Raw genomic sequence first — 16423 nt, 5'->3', positions numbered from 1 at the left:
AAGTAGAACAAATAATCATTTTCTCAAAAAATGTTCTGCATAAAGTGAAACTGTAATTAGTGGGGGTTTTATTCATTCCACTGATTTTCAGCCCGCACCAATCGGGCATGAACGGGTAGTAAATAGCGGGATAAAGGCAGGTGACATCATGTGGAGAACATACCCTTATTAAAAGTAAAGAAAATGAGTAAGGCGTTTTCAAATCAACTTGTGCTAAAAGAAGTGAACTTACAAGTAGAGCGTGGAGATATATACGCTTTAGTTGGGGGAAATGGTGCTGGAAAATCAACATTAATGAAAATATTAACGGGGTTATATTCGTATGATAGTGGAGAAATGTATGTAAAAGGAAAGAGGCAACAATTTTCAAATCCGTCAGAAGCACATCGAGAACGTATGTATTTAATACCACAAGAACCACTCATTTTTCCGCATATGACTATTGAAGAAAATATATGTATTGGGCTAAACAGAAAGAAAAAGGAACTGAAAGTAAAGATTCAGCAATTAATGGACAGTTTAGGTTGGGATATTGCCCTTTATGAGCTAGGAGCATCGTTATCCATTGCGCAGCAACAATTAGTAGAAATCGTTAGGGGATTAATACGAGAAGCCGAGATTCTTATTTTAGATGAGCCAACATCGACATTAACAACTCACGAAATGAAGAGTCTTTTTGTGTTGATGAAAAGTTTACAAGAAAAAGGAATTGGGATGATATACATTACGCATCGTTTTCCAGAAATCTTTGAAATTGCTAATAAAGTAGCGATATTACGTGATGGAATGATTATAAGCCAAGGGGATGTATGTGACTATACTTATGACATGCTGATGGAGGGACTATTGCCAAAAGGATATAAACAGGAAGAAAAAAGAGAAGTAGTTCAAGAGATAGAAAGGACGAAAAAAATATTAGAAGTAACGAATGTAACTGGCCACGCATTTTCAAATATATCATTCGCTGTACACGCTGGAGAAATTGTAGGTATTGCTGGCATCGTTGGATCAGGTAGAACTGAATTAGCAGAAGCGATATTTGGATTGAAATCTATAAAAACAGGGTCTATTTTATTAGAAGGAAAATCTATTGATACATTTTCTTTGCATAAAAGGCTAGGCGAAGGAATCGTTTATGTGCCAGAGGATAGGGCGAGGAATGGGATTTTCTCAATCGCATCTGTTACAGAAAATATTACAGCAGCATGTTTACAGCAAAATAATCGTTTTTTTATTAGCCGAGAAAAAGAAAGCGCTTTAGTGAAGTCGTATATAGACCAGTTTCGAATTGTTGTGCCAAACATGAATGAAGAACTGGCATCTTTATCAGGAGGTAATCAGCAAAAAGTCGTGCTTGCGAAATATTTAGCATGTAACCCAAAAATTATTATTCTCGATGAACCGACGCGCGGAATTGATGCAAAAGCAAGACTTGAAGTGTATGAGGCGATAGAAAAAATGAAAGGGGAAGGACTCGCCATATTAATGATCTCTTCAGATATTGAGGAAATTGTCCAATTTTCTAACCGTGTATATGTAATGCGAAATGGTCAATTTGTTTCTCATTTAGAGAAAGAACAAATGAGTGTAGGTGAAGTTACACGTCTTGCATATGGGGGTGTAACGGAATGAAACGCATGTATAAAATGCACGAAACGTCTATCATACTGTTACTACTTATGTATATAGCCATTGTCGGAATGATAAATCCTAGTTTTGTTCAGTTTAACTCGTTATCTTTAATGATGAAATCAAGCGTTATTTTAGTCGTTCTAGCAATTGGCCAATCTTTCGTCTTATTTACGAAAAATATAGACGTATCAGTTGGCTCGATTATGGGATTAAGCGCAGCGGTTTGCGGAATGTTGTTAACGAACGGGTATAGTGCATTCTTTTCAATTGTTGCTACTATGATACTTGGCACTATTATCGGTTTCTTAAACGGGATTGGCGTTGCGAAGTTTCGGGTACCAGCCATTATTATGACATTAGGCATGCTAGGAATTATTAGAGGTGCAATGTTAATCTTCACAGGCGGGAAGTGGATTGAAGATATTCCAAACGATTTTAAGCAGCTGTCATCTATCGTCATACTTGGTCTACCGATAACTGTATGGATTGTTCTTATTATTTTACTACTACTCTATTTCTTTTTAATGAAAGTGCCGTACGGAAGATACTTTTATGCGGTAGGTGATAATGAAAATGGTGCAAGACTCATTGGGATACCTGTTAATAAAGTGAAGATAAATGCGTTTATTATATCGAGCTTAAGTGCGGCACTTGCTGGTTGCATTTTTGTTATGAATATCGGGTTCGTTCCAAATCAAACAGGTACAGGAATAGAACTACAGGTTATCGCAGCTGCTGTGCTAGGAGGAATTCATTTAAAAGGGGGAACAGGTTCTATATTTGGGGCCGCATTAGGTGCATTATTTTTAGAAGCAATAAGCAGTTCACTCGTCTTTTTAAAAATACCAGCATTTTGGAATAATGCTATTTCAGGATTTTTACTATTACTTATTATTATATTAGATAGTGTAATGAAAAAGTGGAGAGCAGAAAGGAGGATGAATATATGAAGTATGTTTATAGATGGGAAGGTGTTCTAATCGTATTCCTTCTTATAGAATTCATTCTCTTTAGTTTTCTAAATAGTGATTTCTTCAACGTTAGTAATCTCCTTTTTAGTACAAATGATTTCCTATTTATCGCAATCGCGGCGATACCAATGACTTTCGTTATTGTAACAGGAGGAATTGATGTATCGGTCGGCTCAATAATGGGGCTCACTTCAATTTTGATTGGTGTACTTTGGATGAGCGGAATACCTATTTTGTTTGCTGTCATAATCGCCCTAATAATAAGTTCCTTAGCAGGCGCTTTAAACGGAATCATTATAAAAATGACAGGTGTAGAACCACTTGTCGTTACACTCGGAACGATGTTTTTATACGGAGGAATTGCGCTCGTCATTTCAGGAGGTGCGGGCGCTTCTGGATACGAAGGAATAAGTGGCTTACCTGATGCGTATGTGCAACTGGCAAATGGTAGTTTAATAGGAATACCTAATCTATTATGGATCCTTATCGTATTAACTGTTTTATGCACTGTATTGTTTCATCGTACCATATATGGGCGCCACGTAAAATTAACAGGCGCAAACGAAAATACAGCGAAATACACCGGAATCAAAACGGAGAAAGTAGTCATCATCGCTTATATAATTTCTGGGTTAGGAGGTGGATTAGGGGGAGCTTTCTTAACTGCATATTTTGGTTCCGCACGTGCTGATATGGGAAGTGAAACGATTTTACCGATCATTACAGCAGTCGTATTAGGCGGGACACTTATTACAGGGGGAAAAGGAAGTATTATCGGTACTGTACTAGCGAGTGTATTTATAGGACTAATGCAGTATGGCTTGCAAATGACAGGCTTAACTAATGAACAATCCAATGTAGTGATTGGTATTATCCTTATTCTTTCAGTTATTATGAGACATTTCAAAGTACATCCATTCTTAGCGGGAAAAAGAAGAAATTTGCATAAGGGGGAAATGTCATGAAGAGAAAACTGGGGATTGTTATTATTGTATGTATTTGTTTAATCGGTTTAATTGCTTGCTCTAGTCAAACAGCAGATAAGAAAAAGGCTGATGATGTAAAATTTGCATTCATCCCGAAATTAACTGGAGTTGGTTTTTTCACATCAGGTGGTGAAGGTGCGAAAGAGATGGGGGATAAACTAGGTGTACAAGTAAAATATGATGGACCGTCTGAAGCGAGTGTATCAGGACAAGTAAAATATATAAACAATTTTATTAACCAAAACTATGATGCACTAATGGTTTCTTCTACGTCGGTGGACGGCCTATCACAATCACTGCAACGTGCTAAGAAAAAAGGGATGACAGTGTTAACGTGGGATTCTGATGTGAATCCGAAAGATCGTTCTTTTTATATAAGTCAAGGAACCCCAGATCAACTTGCTAATGTATTGATTGAAATGACTTCAAAGCAAATTGGAGATAAAGGAAAAGTAGCATTCTTTTATTCAAGTCCAACTGTAACGGATCAAAACCAATGGGTAACGAAGGCGAAAGAAATAATTAAAAAGAAATATCCGAACTGGGAAATTGTAACGACTCAGTATGGTGAAAATAATGCGCAAAAGTCTTTGTCAGTAGGGGAGAACATATTAAAAACGTATCCTGATATAAACGCAGTCATTTGTCCAGATGCAACAGCACTTCCAGCAATGGCACAAGCAGCAGAAAATTTAAAAATGGATAAAAAAGTAGTTGTAACTGGATTTTCTACGCCGAACGTTATGCGTGATTATGTAAAACGAGGAACAGTACAACAATTTGGATTATGGGATGTAAAACAGCAAGGGGCTCTCGCAACATATGTAGCAAATGAAATTGTTGTAAAAGGGAAGAAGTTAAAAGTAGGGGATAGCTTCGAAGTAAAAGGTATCGGAAAAGTGAAAGTAGAGCCTAACTCCATACAAGGATATGACTATGAGGCAGAAGGAAACGGAATTATCGTATTACCAGAGCGAGTTGTCTTTACGAAAGATAATATTGATAAGTACAATTTTTAAAGAAGAAAAAACGTCCGAATATATCGGACGTTTTTATTATGTCATTTTGTGAATGTATTCATTAATTATGAACTGTTTCTTTTTCATTTAATCCAAGTGTACGACCAGTCGAAGTGTGAAGGTCTTGGAATAATCTTGGATTCTCTGTTAGTGAAATGCCATAAGAAGGGATCATTTCTTTTATTTTTTCTTCCCATCCTAATATACGATCAGGGAAACATTTTTCTAATACTTCAAGCATGACGTGAACGGCAGTAGAAGCACCTGGTGAAGCACCTAGTAATGCAGCGATTGATCCGTCAGCTGCACTTACAACTTCTGTACCGAATTGAAGTGTGCCTTTACCGCCAGCATCAGTATCTTTAATTACTTGTACACGTTGCCCAGCAACTACAATATCCCAATCTTCACTTTTTGCGTTCGGAATGAATTCGCGTAATTCTTCCATACGTTTTTCATGTGATAACATAACTTGTTGAATTAAGTATTTTGTTAGTCCCATTTCTTTTACACCAGCAGCTAACATCGTTAAGACGTTATTCGGTTTTACAGAACCGATTAAGTCAAGATTTGAACCAGTTTTTAAGAATTTAGGTGAGAACCCTGCGAACGGTCCGAACAGTAAAGCTTTTTTATTATCTATATATCTCGTATCTAGATGAGGTACAGACATTGGTGGAGCACCAACTTTAGCTTTACCGTATACTTTTGCATGATGTTGCTCAATTACTTTTTGATTTTTACATACCATAAATAGTCCACTTACTGGGAATCCACCGATATGTTTTGATTCAGGAATACCTGTCTTTTGTAGTAGAGGGAGGCTACCGCCACCGCCACCGATAAAGACAAATTTTGCAGTATGATGCTCAATTTTACCACTATTCATATCGTGTACTTTTACTTCCCACAAACCATTTTTCGTGCGTTTAATATTTTCGACACTATGTTTGTAGTTTAGCTCGACATTTTTCGTTTGTAAGTAATCAAACAACATACGTGTTAATGCACCGAAGTTAACATCTGTTCCAGAGTCAATCTTCGTTGCAGCCATCGGTTCATTAGATGTACGACCTTCCATAATGAGAGGAAGCCATTTTTTTAATGTTTCAGGAGCATCAGAAAACTCCATTCCTTGAAACAGTGAATTTTTTGAAAGCGCTTCAAAACGTTTTTTTAGAAACTCTACATTTTTTTCCCCTTCTACTAAACTCATATGAGGAAGTGGCATAATAAAATCTTGTGGATTACGAATTAATTTGCTTTTTACAAGATATGCCCAAAATTGTCTTGAAAGCTGGAATTGCTCATTCACTTTTACAGCCTTACTAATATCTATAGATCCGTCAGATTTTTCGGAAGTATAGTTCAGTTCGCATAGCGCAGAATGCCCTGTACCTGCATTATTCCATTCGTTAGAGCTTTCTTCCCCGGCACTTGCGAGTTTTTCAAAAACTTTAATTTCCCATTCAGGTGCTAATTCTTTTAGTAATGAGCCTAACGTTGCACTCATAATTCCTGCACCAATTAAGATAACGTCTGTTTTTTGCTGCATGTTGCTCATGATAATCTCTCCATCCCCTATATTGGCAAAAAAGAGTAGGTGTTTTCTATGTCTAAGCCGTAAAAGAGAAACACCGCCTAAGCCCCACCTAGGTGTATACCTTTTTTGTCTCAATTATATAACCATCTCATACTCTATTATAATAATTAATAGACTAAAATATCTAGTGTTATCTGATAATTTTAAACTATTTAACGTTTTATTTGCCAAAATTCTTATTTAACAAGCACTTTTCAGTTAATGAATAGAAAAAAATTAAAGTTTGAAATTATCTCGAAAAAGCTTACGTATCCTTAAGTGACTAAATCGAGTACCTTTTTATGGGGTTTTTCTCTCGGTAATGGTGAGATTATTCTGAAAAATGAAAAGGAGGGACTTTAATGCGTACAAAAGAGCAAATTTCAAACTTATTTCGAAACTTTTCAATAAAGGAATGTAAAGGGTCAAGTGATTTATATGAATATTTATCAATGAAAATTGCTGAAGATGAGGAAGTACTTACACTATCGTCCTATGCTCAGGTAGGTCAACCAGTCCCAAACTTATTATTAGGTGCAGTACATTATTTATTGCTTGCAGGGAAAGAACATCATTTAAAAACGTATTATAGTAGTTTAGTTGAAAATGCCGAAACAAATTTAGATAAAGCTTTTGATTATTTTAAAGATTTCTGTAAAGAATACCGAGAAGAAATCATTACTTTGTTACAAACAAAACTCGTTCAAACAAATGAAGTAAGGAGGTGTGCATACTTATACCCAAGTTTCTGTTACATATTTAACAAAGTGAATAAACCAGTAGCATTAATTGAAATTGGGACAAGCTCTGGATTACAATTGTTCTGGGACCAATACCGTTATTCGTACGGAACGGATGAAATGTACGGAAATGTAAATTCAAATGTGCATGTAACTTCTGAAATAAGAGGGGAGAATGTGCCGCGTTTTCTAAAACAAAGTCCGCCTGTCGTAGAAAGAATCGGGCTTGATTTACATGTGAATGATTTACATAATGAGGAAAATTATTTATGGCTACGTGCACTCATTTGGCCAGAACATAAAGAAAGGCTTGAAATGTTTGACCAAGCAGCGACGCTTGTAAAAGAAAAATCAGTGCAATTAATTGAAGGGGACGGTGTAGCGCTTCTTCCGGCCATTGTAAATCAAATAAGGGAAGATGCTGTTATTTGTATTTTCCATACACATGTGGCAAACCAAATACCTGAAAATGTAAAACATACGCTAGAAAAACAAATGAAAGAAATTGGTGCAAAACGTGATGTATTCCACCTATATAACAACATGTGGGATCGTGATCTTCATATTGATTATTATATTAACGGAAACGAATATCGTGAAACTGTTGGGGAAACGGAAGGGCATGGGAGATGGTTTAGTTGGAAGCTTGGGGATGAGTCGCTTTGTTAATGTAATTCTATAGGAAGGGGACCTTTTGTTTTAGAATTTAAATTACCTGATTAATATGATAATACTTTATGATAAGTTGTATATAAAGATAAGATAAAAAGGATGATAAGCATGCAAAAGAGACCAGACGCAAATGAATATAATCCGTATTATTCAACGTACATAAATTTAATACCAAATGGAGATATCATACGTATTCTAGAGCAACAAATGAAGGAAACAAATCTTTTATTGAAAGATATTTCTGATAGTGAGGGACATTTTCGATATGCTCCTAATAAATGGAGTATAAAAGAAGTAATCGGTCATATTGTGGATACTGAACGTATTATGGCATATCGATTGCTTTCCATAGCAAGAGGCGAGACAGCAGAACTTCCTGGATATAACGATGATATGTATGTTCTTAGAGCAGCTTTTGATAAGCAATCTATGCAAGATCTTCTTGAGAATTTAACAGTTGTTCGCCAATCTACTGTGCATTTGCTTAAAAGTTTAGATAAAGAAGCCTGGTTACAAAGGGGAATCGCGAACAATTCTGAAGTCACGGTTCTTGCATTAGCAAACATTATCGCTGGTCATGAGCTTCATCATCGTCAAATTATAAAAGAACGTTATTTGGGTTCTAATGCATATCCAGCATGTTAAAATAAAAAAATAGTAGTACCTGCAAAAGAAGGAAGAAATGCATACCAAGTGTATATAAACGATAGTATGTTGTCTAAAAAAGAGCTTGAGAAAGTTTTTACTTTCGGTGGTGGAATAGTGCGTGGTATGTAGAGACTAAATGAAAAACGGTGAAAGTAATAACTGATTCGTTTTTTATACTCATAATATTATTATGTAAACAAATTTAACGGATGTACATTTGTTAAATGATTCAATATTTTTGATTTTTCTATGGCTGTATCAGTATGATGTTCTTAGGGGGATCATATGTGTAAACACAAAAGGGTCATAGCGATTTCAGGAAGTATTAGGGAAGGGTCATCCAACACAAACGTATTAAAAACTTTAGCAGCATTTATTCCAGAAGGTATAGATTACACTATTTATAATGGGATAGGGGAACTACCTCATTTTAATCCGGATGTAGATCGAGTTGGAGCACCGATTGTTGTTGAAAAATTTCGAAAGACATTAAGTGAGGCACATGCACTTATTATTTGTACACCAGAGTACGCAAAAAGTATTCCAGGAGTTTTGAAGAATGCATTAGAATGGCTTGTTTCATCAGCGGAACTTTATAAAAAGCCAGTTGCTATTATAACAGCTTCACCGTCGATTGCTGGAGGGGATAAAGCTCATGAATCATTATTACTTACGCTAGGTATGCTAGATACAATTGTCGTTCAAAATGGTTCGCTATTAATCCCATCAGTGCGCACTAAATTTAGTAATGATGCAAAGGTAACAGATGAGGATACAAAGGAAGCTCTTATCTCTTTAGTTCAAAGTGTAGTAGACGAGATAAAGAAATAATGATTTAGTTCGTATTAAAGTGAAAATGGACTTTTATAATAATAAAAGATAAAAGCAATGCTACGGTTAGTTCAAATGTAGCACTGCTTTTTTATATAGTTAAATATATGTACTCAAAATCTCCCCAGGCAATCCATCAATCTCGCAAACTTTTTCAGATGTAAAACCGAAGTTTAATAATATTTTACGAGAGGGGATATTATTCGGATCAATAATTGCTTTTAATACGTTTACTTCTGTTTGCTTCGCTATATGCATTAATTCCTTTGCAATCGCACTACCATATCTCTTTCCCCAGTATCCTGGCAAAATCATATAACCAATTTCAGCCTCTTTTTCATTTTCCTCACTGAGTGTAACGTGTCCAAGGCCGATATATTCATTTGTAATAGAGTCATACACTTTATAGGAGCCAAATAGCCGATGCTTTTCGTTGCGCTTTAACAATTTTTCAAAGTCATTTTGTGCCTCATCTAACGGAATGGCACGCTCGGTAATTTGCGCCATCACTTCTTCATTTGATACGAGTTGGAAATATTGATTGAAATCTGTTGCTCCATATTTAGTAAAATATAGCTTTTGCATAATATTCCTCCAAACCAATTTTTATTTGTTCTTCAGAAAAGAAAAAGTAAGCTAAATCGTAATTTGAATTTGATTACCTTCCGGATCGCCTATCACACTTTCGTAATATCCATCTCCAGTGAAACGAGGTCCACTTAATAAAGGGTAACCATCATCTTGTAATGTTGTAGTAAATGTATTTACACGTTCTTCACTACCGACAGAAAAAGCCATATGTGCATAGCCAGTTATATGAAGGTTAGGCTGGTTTTCTATACCTTTTTTACGCATTAGTTCGATCCTTGCTCCAGATTCGAACGTAATAAAATAAGATTCAAATTGTTTCGCTTCATTATGATATAAAGAGTTTGATTTACCGTTAAAGTATTTTATATAAAAATCACGCATTAATTCTAAATCATTTACCCAAATTGCGATATGTTCAATTTTCATAGGTTCCACCAATCCTATCTGTACTAATTAGGCTTTCACTGTATAAAAACTGTATTTATATTACAAGGGATTTGATTTGGCAAAAAAGATAATTTTTAATTTTTAGTTGTGTCCGTACATACAATGTGTAATTAAGTGAATGACTTACATAGGAATTACAGAAAAGGGTGAATGAGGCTTATGAGTCAATTTGAGCAAATGATGTACGTTGGTGTCATTATGTCTATTGTACTTTCCGTAATGATATTGGGGTCTGTATATTATAATCCTCGTCTATCATTAAATGATTATCCGAAAGATATTCAAAAGGTAGTTCTTCCGAAATCAATTCATGAAAAAAAGCAAACGATTTACTTTAATATTGCATACAATATAATTCTTTTCGGTACTCCTTTCGTTTCTACATATATACTACATCAACAAGAAAAATTATTGTATATTGAAGCTTATTTACATACTTTAGGCATTTTAATGATCTTCAATTTAGTAGATTTAATTATAATTGATTGGCTTATTTTTTGCTGGATTACTCCGAGGTTTGTTGTTATTCCTTGTACGGATGGGATGAAGGGATATAAAGATTACATGTTCCATTTAAGAGGGGCTATAGTCGGTACTTCATTTTTAGCAATTGTAAGTTTATTTCTGGCAGGAATTGCAACGACTATTTAGTAAAAAGAAAAAGGATTAGAAACGTTTATATAAGATAAAGAGATTGATAATTTATAGAATTAAAAATGAGAATTTGATACTATTGGAGTAAAGGGTTTTAATAACAGTATATTAGGCGGTATAAATATATTGTTGCAAATGTTTTGATATTCCGTGAAATTACCTAATTTTATGGGAGCATTTCATAAAACCCAAAAAAAGCAATGGAGGCTAATATGAAAAAAATAATTGGCGCAGCAACAGCAACAGTTTTTGGATTGGGGGCTTTTACTACATCTGCTATCGCAGAAACGATCGTAACAGCGGATGTACTCAACGTACGTGAAAAGCCAACTACGGAATCAAAAGTTATCGAAAAAGTAAAAGAAGGACAAAAGTTAAAAGTAATAAATACCGAAGAAGGATGGTCAAAAATTGATTTAAATGGTAACGAATTGTTTGTAAGTTCGGAGTTTACAAAAGATATTTATCATGTAACAGCAAACTTGTTAAATGTACGCTCTGAAGCAAACACAGAATCAGAAATTCTGGGTAGACTGAAAAAAGATGATGTAATTGAATCAACGCATCAAGCAAAAGACGGATGGCTACAATTTGAGTATAAAGGAAAAACAGCTTATGCAAATGTTTCTTTCCTATCAAGTACAGCACCAAGTGAAAAGAAAGCTGGAGAGAAAACGAAGCCAGTAGCGAAAGTACAAAAAGCGGTAAAAGCTAAGGAAGAAGCCAAAACGCAGAAAGTAGCAAAAATACAGGAAATAGCAAAAACGAAAGAAACAACAAAAGTGCTGGAAGAAGTAAAAGTACAAGAAGTAGCAAAAGGTAAGGAAGAAAAGAAAGTACAAGAAATAGCGAAGCCTAAAGAAGAAACAAAAGTACAAGAAATAGCGAAGCCTAAAGAAGAAACAAAAGTACAAGAAATAGCGAAGCCTAAGGAAGAAGCAAAAGTAAAAGAGGTAGAAAAAGTTAAAGAAGAAGCGAAAGCACAAGAAATAGCAAGGGCTAAGGAAGAAGCGAAAGTACAAGAAATAGCAAAGGCTAAGGAAGAAGCGAAAGTACAAGAAATAGCAAAGGCTAAGGAAGAAGCGAAAGCGCAAGAAATAGCAAGGGCTAAAGAAGAAGCAAAAGCACAAGAAATAGCAAAGGCTAAGGAAGAAGCAAAAGCGCAAGAAATAGCAAAGGCTAAGGAAGAAGCGAAAGCACAAGAAATAGCAAAGGCTAAAGAAGTATCTAAAAATAACACACAGTCTGCTAAACGTGAATTAACGGTAGTAGCGACAGCATATACTGCTGATCCAAGTGAAAATGGTACATATGGTGGACGCGTTTTAACTGCGATGGGGCATGATTTAACGACTAATCCGAATATGAGAATTATTGCAGTTGATCCGAAAGTAATTCCTTTAGGATCTAAAGTATGGGTAGAAGGTTATGGAGAAGCTATCGCTGGAGATACCGGAAGTGCAATTAAAGGTAATCGCATTGATGTTTTAATGGGGTCAAAAAGTAAAGCTATGAATTGGGGAAGACAAACCGTTAAAGTGAAAATTCTATAATATATATAGTTATCTAGATAGAAGTCAGTTCTCTTTATTGAGGCTGGCTTTTATTTTTTGAGTTAGTGTGATTCATTGAGAAATTGACAAGAACAGTATGATGGCAACGAAGGGTTAATATATAATGAAATATATAAATTAAATTATTTGCTAAGCACTTTCACTCATATTCGTGTAATTAAGTTCAAAGGATAGGTGTATTGTATGAAAGAAGTAAGAGAAATTATTGAAACAAAGAAACAAGGTGTATTTGAATTGTATATAAAAGAAACCGAAGAAAAGTTAGGTGTTGTTTTCCCGGCACAATATAGAGATCTTTTTAAATTAGTAAATAACGCTGAAATAGGGGAATGGATATTATATCCTATTAAAGATAATAAAAATGTAGCAAAAACTTGGGATGATGTAGTTAGACAAAATATTGAGTTGAGAGATGAATATATATCTGAAGACCTTATGATAATTGGTGACGATGGTTCAGGGGATAAATTGTGCTTTAAAATACATAACGGAATAGTTTGTGATGAAATATATATTTGGTATCACGAAGATGCGGAAATGGAAGAAATAGCCCGAAATTTAAAAGGATTTATTATAGAAACTATGCAGGAAGACGATGCTTTTTAGTGTTAATTAATATAATATGGTGGATCACATTTATATAAAGCGAGGATGGAATATGATAACGGAATTATATGGCGCATATTGCAATGAAAAGAAAGGGTATAGAGTAATCGAAGGGAAAGATTTGTATAATCATTATTTCGGCGATCAAGATTGTCATTTACCAGTATGTAAGTTATGTGGTGAGAAGATGCACCAAATCATTTGTTTTGATTTGAATGATGAGCGGCTTGCTGAACTTAAAAGTGGAGAACTAAATATTTTACCATTAGTTTCATGCTTGAATTGTGCAATGGTGTGGGAGCCACAATATTTCCAATTAAGTAATGGAGGTAAAACAGTTCAAATTATACGGCAAGAAAATACAGAAGAATGGGTAATGGAAGAGGAAGATAAGCTTCCAGTTTCATTACCAAAAACAACTGTAAAGCTTATAAATATGAAAAATGAAGATATACCTACTGATGAGGATAGTTACTGGGAAGCTTTTGACTTGTTCGGTTCAGAATATGTTTGTAGATTATTAGGGGCACCATTATATGAAGATCTTCCAGAGGATTTTGCATGTCCAACTTGCTCTAAAGAAATGAAGTATGTTGCTACAATTACACAAGATATTAAGGAACGGAAACTTATTTCAGTAGTTGATTTCCAGTTCGGGGAAATGAATATATATTTTTATTTATGTAAAGATTGTTCAATTATAAAAACCGAAATATAAAGTACATAACGAAAATAAGACTGACATATTCTGTCGGTCTTATTTTCGTATCGCAACATCATTAAGAATCGCATGAAATATATCTTTTTGCGTAAAAGCATCTGTAAAAACAGTCTCCCTATTCACTACAATTGTATCGTGAGGATTGTACCATTTTCGTAATGAATCCTCTCCAAACTCAATTCGTTTTTCTCTTGTATTATGGCGTCTGATCGTTTCCTCTAATGATAAATCGAAGTAGTATGTATACGCGTTTCCATCAAAGTGGTGTATTAATTCTTTCAGCATATTACCGTATCTACGACTGTTTAAAATACCTTCTAAAATAACAAATTCACATTTTTCTTTTCCATACTTTGTAATTTCAAATAGTAAATCATGAGATAAGTTACCCATTGTGTCGTGTACTTTTAGCATATCTCTACGCACGACATCTTGTGAGACTAATAGTGTACCTTGCCCGAAATGTTCTTGCAGTTCCTTTGCGATTGTTGTTTTGCCACTTGCGGAGTTTCCCCGAAGGATAATTAAAGTTGATTTTTGTATAGGATTAGACATCATATATTTCCCCCAACATCTTTGATTGTATAGAAAATTTTAACAAATAAAGTGAGGAAAGTGTATAATCAATATGATAGAAATAAAAAAGGTGAGAGCTAGATGGAAGATACATTAAATAAAGTGCAGCCGATTTGGAATTGAATTTGGTTTCGGTATTTAGGGGCATTTTTAATTGTACAATTCATTTTTATTATTTGTGATGTTACTGAATGGAAACCAAACTCTAGACTGGGCGGAGAGTTTTTTAATAGAATTTTACATTCTCAATTTTTCACGGAATGGTTCACACCATATAAAATCTCGCAATTGAATGTATTTACAATATTTTTTGCGATAACATTACTACCATATGCACTAGTAGGTGCAAGTAAAGATGTAATAGTAAAGAAAAATATACAGGAACAATAGAGGTGTCACATGCTTTTTCAAAAAGGAGATTTATTGGTTAGGTACGTAATAGAAGATGACGCACCTATCATGTCTAAATGGTTAACAGACCCAGAAGTTTTGCAGTATTACGAAGGACGCGATAATCCGCAATCTGTAGAAATGGTGCTTACTCATTTTATACATAATCCAAACAGCCATGAAAAAAGATGTTTAATAGAATTTGATGAAGTGCCGATCGGATACATTCAAATGTACCAAGTTGATTCTGAATGGAAAGCGTTATATGGATATGAAGAATCGCAAAATGTATGGGGGATGGATCAATTTATCGGAGAACCGACCTTTTGGGGAAAGGGAATCGGAACAAAACTCGTTCAAGCAGCGATTACATATATTGTAGAGAACGTGGGGGCGGAAGCAATCGCAATGGATCCAAAAGTAAATAATGAACGTGCGATAAAGTGTTATGAAAAATGCGGATTTAAAAAAGTTAAGATTTTAAAGGAACATGAACTGCATGAGGGGAAATTAGAAGATTGTTGGATGATGGAATATAAACAACTATAGTGAATATCCAATGGCCTATACAAACAAAGGGGATGAGCGAAATGAAAAAAGCATTAATAGTAATTGATGTACAAGCAGGTATGTATACAGCAGGAATACCAGTACATAATGGGGAAAAGTTTTTAGAAACATTACAAGAACTCATTGAGGAATGTCGTTCCAATGATATTCCGGTTATATATGTCCAACATAACGGGCCAAAAGATCACCCGTTAGAAAAAGGGACAAATGGCTGGGAGGTGCATGCGGCAATTGCACCAAAAGAGGGTGATAGTATCGTTGAAAAGACGACGCCAGATTCATTCCATAAAACAAACTTAAACGAAGTGTTACAAGAAAAAGGAATTGAACATGTTATTATTTCAGGCATGCAAACAGAGTATTGTGTGGATACGACAACGCGCAGAGCATGTAGTGAAGGGTATAAAGTAACGTTAGTAAGTGATGCGCATAGTACATTTGATACAGATGTGTTACGTGCTGAAGATATTGTGAAACATCATAACGTAGTGTTTGGAGCGTTTGCTGATGTTGTGACGTTAAAAGATTTGAAAGTGGCTGCCTCTAAATAAGAGGCAGTTTTTTATTTGAAGATAACATATCAAATATTGTTGGTAAGTCTATATAATTTCATGTACCGAAATGATAATACAGAAAAAGGAGCCCGCATGATTAAAAAGGGAGCTCCTTCATCAAAATGTTACTTCTTCTTATCTTTATCCAATACATTCTGTTCTTCAGCAAACTCCGTACCATATGCAAATCGACGATTAATATGAATATTATCGTTGTGATGTCTTGTGTGTGAGTTAGAGAAGCGATGTACAATTACTTCTGATAATGTGAAGACAATCGCTGAAAGGATACTTCCCCATGCAATTTGCATGTAGTTGTCTAATAAAATATTACCGAAAATCCAAACGCTTAAATACGCTAATAAGAAATCTGTCATAATGGCACCAGTATTGCCAATGCGATTTAAAATGATTTTATCAACGAACATATAAGATACGATTGTCACAAAAAGACTGAATGAAATAATTTGGACGAACGTTGCAGGGAAAAATAAAGCTAGTCCGATACTAAATGCGATAATGCATGATATGAATTTGATAAGTACTACAGTAAAACCATTCAATAGTTACACCTCCGATTTATACATAGTTTTGCAATAAATTCAGGAGTTCATACATTGTAACTAATATATTTAAATAAAACTTTTTCATGTTCGAAT

The 16423-nt window shown here is 34.8% G+C and carries 19 protein-coding genes; 14 read left to right on the top strand and 5 right to left on the bottom strand.

The annotated features are described in order from the left end of the window. The first annotated feature begins 150 nt into the window (after positions 1 to 150). From MHH42_RS14795 to lsrB, 4 genes are read left to right on the top strand one after another with little or no spacing between them, the layout of a single operon-like run. Positions 151 to 1632, top strand: a complete 1482-nt coding sequence (locus tag MHH42_RS14795) for a sugar ABC transporter ATP-binding protein (RefSeq protein ID WP_070173373.1) — start codon at positions 151 to 153, stop codon at positions 1630 to 1632. Next, positions 1629 to 2582, top strand: coding sequence for an ABC transporter permease subunit (locus tag MHH42_RS14790; protein WP_000827681.1), 954 nt, complete (start codon positions 1629 to 1631; stop codon positions 2580 to 2582). Before MHH42_RS14795 ends, MHH42_RS14790 begins: the two co-directional genes overlap by 4 nt. Continuing rightward, positions 2579 to 3568 carry an ABC transporter permease gene (locus MHH42_RS14785; RefSeq protein ID WP_070173372.1) on the top strand — a complete coding sequence of 330 codons (990 nt, stop codon included), beginning with the start codon at positions 2579 to 2581 and terminating at the stop codon, positions 3566 to 3568. The genes MHH42_RS14790 and MHH42_RS14785 overlap by 4 nt, the downstream gene beginning before the upstream one ends. Beyond that, positions 3565 to 4608: an autoinducer 2 ABC transporter substrate-binding protein LsrB gene (gene lsrB / locus MHH42_RS14780; protein WP_000823645.1), complete on the top strand. Its 1044-nt coding sequence runs from the start codon at positions 3565 to 3567 to the stop codon at positions 4606 to 4608. The genes MHH42_RS14785 and lsrB overlap by 4 nt, the downstream gene beginning before the upstream one ends. Before the next feature lie 61 nt (positions 4609 to 4669). On the opposite strand, the gene MHH42_RS14775 is transcribed toward lsrB, so the two are convergent. Continuing rightward, positions 4670 to 6172, bottom strand: coding sequence for a malate:quinone oxidoreductase (locus MHH42_RS14775; RefSeq protein ID WP_070173371.1), 1503 nt, complete (start codon positions 6170 to 6172; stop codon positions 4670 to 4672). Positions 6173 to 6552: 380 nt separating this feature from the next. Here MHH42_RS14775 and MHH42_RS14770 point away from each other — a divergent pair, with 380 nt between their 5' ends. The 3 genes from MHH42_RS14770 to MHH42_RS14760 all read left to right on the top strand — a co-directional run bounded on the left by MHH42_RS14770 (position 6553) and on the right by MHH42_RS14760 (position 9081). Beyond that, entirely contained in the window at positions 6553 to 7599 is a 1047-nt protein-coding gene (locus MHH42_RS14770; RefSeq protein ID WP_340893519.1) for a DUF2332 domain-containing protein, read from the top strand. Between the two features lie 111 nt (positions 7600 to 7710). Further along, positions 7711 to 8247 carry a DinB family protein gene (locus MHH42_RS14765; RefSeq protein ID WP_016108636.1) on the top strand — a complete coding sequence of 179 codons (537 nt, stop codon included), beginning with the start codon at positions 7711 to 7713 and terminating at the stop codon, positions 8245 to 8247. A gap of 288 nt (positions 8248 to 8535) precedes the next feature. After that, on the top strand, positions 8536 to 9081 hold the full coding sequence (locus MHH42_RS14760) for an NADPH-dependent FMN reductase (protein WP_016108635.1): 546 nt from the start codon (positions 8536 to 8538) through the stop codon (positions 9079 to 9081). 99 nt (positions 9082 to 9180) lie between these two features. On the opposite strand, the gene MHH42_RS14755 is transcribed toward MHH42_RS14760, so the two are convergent. Beyond that, positions 9181 to 9666, bottom strand: coding sequence for a GNAT family N-acetyltransferase (locus MHH42_RS14755; RefSeq protein WP_001171007.1), 486 nt, complete (start codon positions 9664 to 9666; stop codon positions 9181 to 9183). Between the two features lie 51 nt (positions 9667 to 9717). Next, on the bottom strand, positions 9718 to 10098 hold the full coding sequence (locus MHH42_RS14750; RefSeq protein WP_098638041.1) for a VOC family protein: 381 nt from the start codon (positions 10096 to 10098) through the stop codon (positions 9718 to 9720). 180 nt (positions 10099 to 10278) lie between these two features. Between MHH42_RS14750 and MHH42_RS14745 the strand changes: the two genes are divergently transcribed. The 4 genes from MHH42_RS14745 to MHH42_RS14730 all read left to right on the top strand — a co-directional run bounded on the left by MHH42_RS14745 (position 10279) and on the right by MHH42_RS14730 (position 13671). Then, complete coding sequence (locus MHH42_RS14745; protein WP_000077243.1) at positions 10279 to 10770, top strand: hypothetical protein; 492 nt, start codon at positions 10279 to 10281, stop codon at positions 10768 to 10770. A gap of 215 nt (positions 10771 to 10985) precedes the next feature. Further along, a complete protein-coding gene (entB, locus tag MHH42_RS14740; protein WP_340893518.1) occupies positions 10986 to 12326 on the top strand; it encodes a cell wall-binding protein EntB in 1341 nt (446 codons plus the stop codon). A gap of 204 nt (positions 12327 to 12530) precedes the next feature. Next, entirely contained in the window at positions 12531 to 12953 is a 423-nt protein-coding gene (locus MHH42_RS14735; protein ID WP_098637990.1) for an SMI1/KNR4 family protein, read from the top strand. A 52-nt stretch (positions 12954 to 13005) separates the two neighbouring features. Beyond that, positions 13006 to 13671, top strand: coding sequence for a hypothetical protein (locus tag MHH42_RS14730; RefSeq protein WP_142331926.1), 666 nt, complete (start codon positions 13006 to 13008; stop codon positions 13669 to 13671). Positions 13672 to 13710: 39 nt separating this feature from the next. On the opposite strand, the gene MHH42_RS14725 is transcribed toward MHH42_RS14730, so the two are convergent. Next, positions 13711 to 14232: a kinase gene (locus MHH42_RS14725; RefSeq protein WP_340893517.1), complete on the bottom strand. Its 522-nt coding sequence runs from the start codon at positions 14230 to 14232 to the stop codon at positions 13711 to 13713. A 141-nt stretch (positions 14233 to 14373) separates the two neighbouring features. Between MHH42_RS14725 and MHH42_RS14720 the strand changes: the two genes are divergently transcribed. The 3 genes from MHH42_RS14720 to MHH42_RS14710 are packed head-to-tail and all read left to right on the top strand — an operon-like array spanning position 14374 to position 15761. Further along, a complete protein-coding gene (locus MHH42_RS14720) occupies positions 14374 to 14640 on the top strand; it encodes a YfzA family protein (RefSeq protein ID WP_253185311.1) in 267 nt (88 codons plus the stop codon). Positions 14641 to 14649: 9 nt separating this feature from the next. Beyond that, on the top strand, positions 14650 to 15189 hold the full coding sequence (locus tag MHH42_RS14715) for a GNAT family N-acetyltransferase (protein WP_070173368.1): 540 nt from the start codon (positions 14650 to 14652) through the stop codon (positions 15187 to 15189). A 41-nt stretch (positions 15190 to 15230) separates the two neighbouring features. Then, complete coding sequence (locus tag MHH42_RS14710; RefSeq protein WP_070173367.1) at positions 15231 to 15761, top strand: cysteine hydrolase family protein; 531 nt, start codon at positions 15231 to 15233, stop codon at positions 15759 to 15761. A 128-nt stretch (positions 15762 to 15889) separates the two neighbouring features. Here MHH42_RS14710 and MHH42_RS14705 read toward each other — a convergent pair whose 3' ends face one another. Continuing rightward, complete coding sequence (locus MHH42_RS14705) at positions 15890 to 16327, bottom strand: YndM family protein (RefSeq protein ID WP_001013100.1); 438 nt, start codon at positions 16325 to 16327, stop codon at positions 15890 to 15892. Positions 16328 to 16423 lie beyond the last annotated feature (96 nt).

It is taken from the genome of Bacillus sp. FSL L8-0099 (genome assembly GCF_038006385.1).
GTDB lineage: Bacteria > Bacillota > Bacilli > Bacillales > Bacillaceae_G > Bacillus_A > Bacillus_A toyonensis.
The sequence above is the reverse complement of the archived record's forward strand: the minus strand, read 5'-3'. Positions and strand labels throughout refer to the sequence as shown.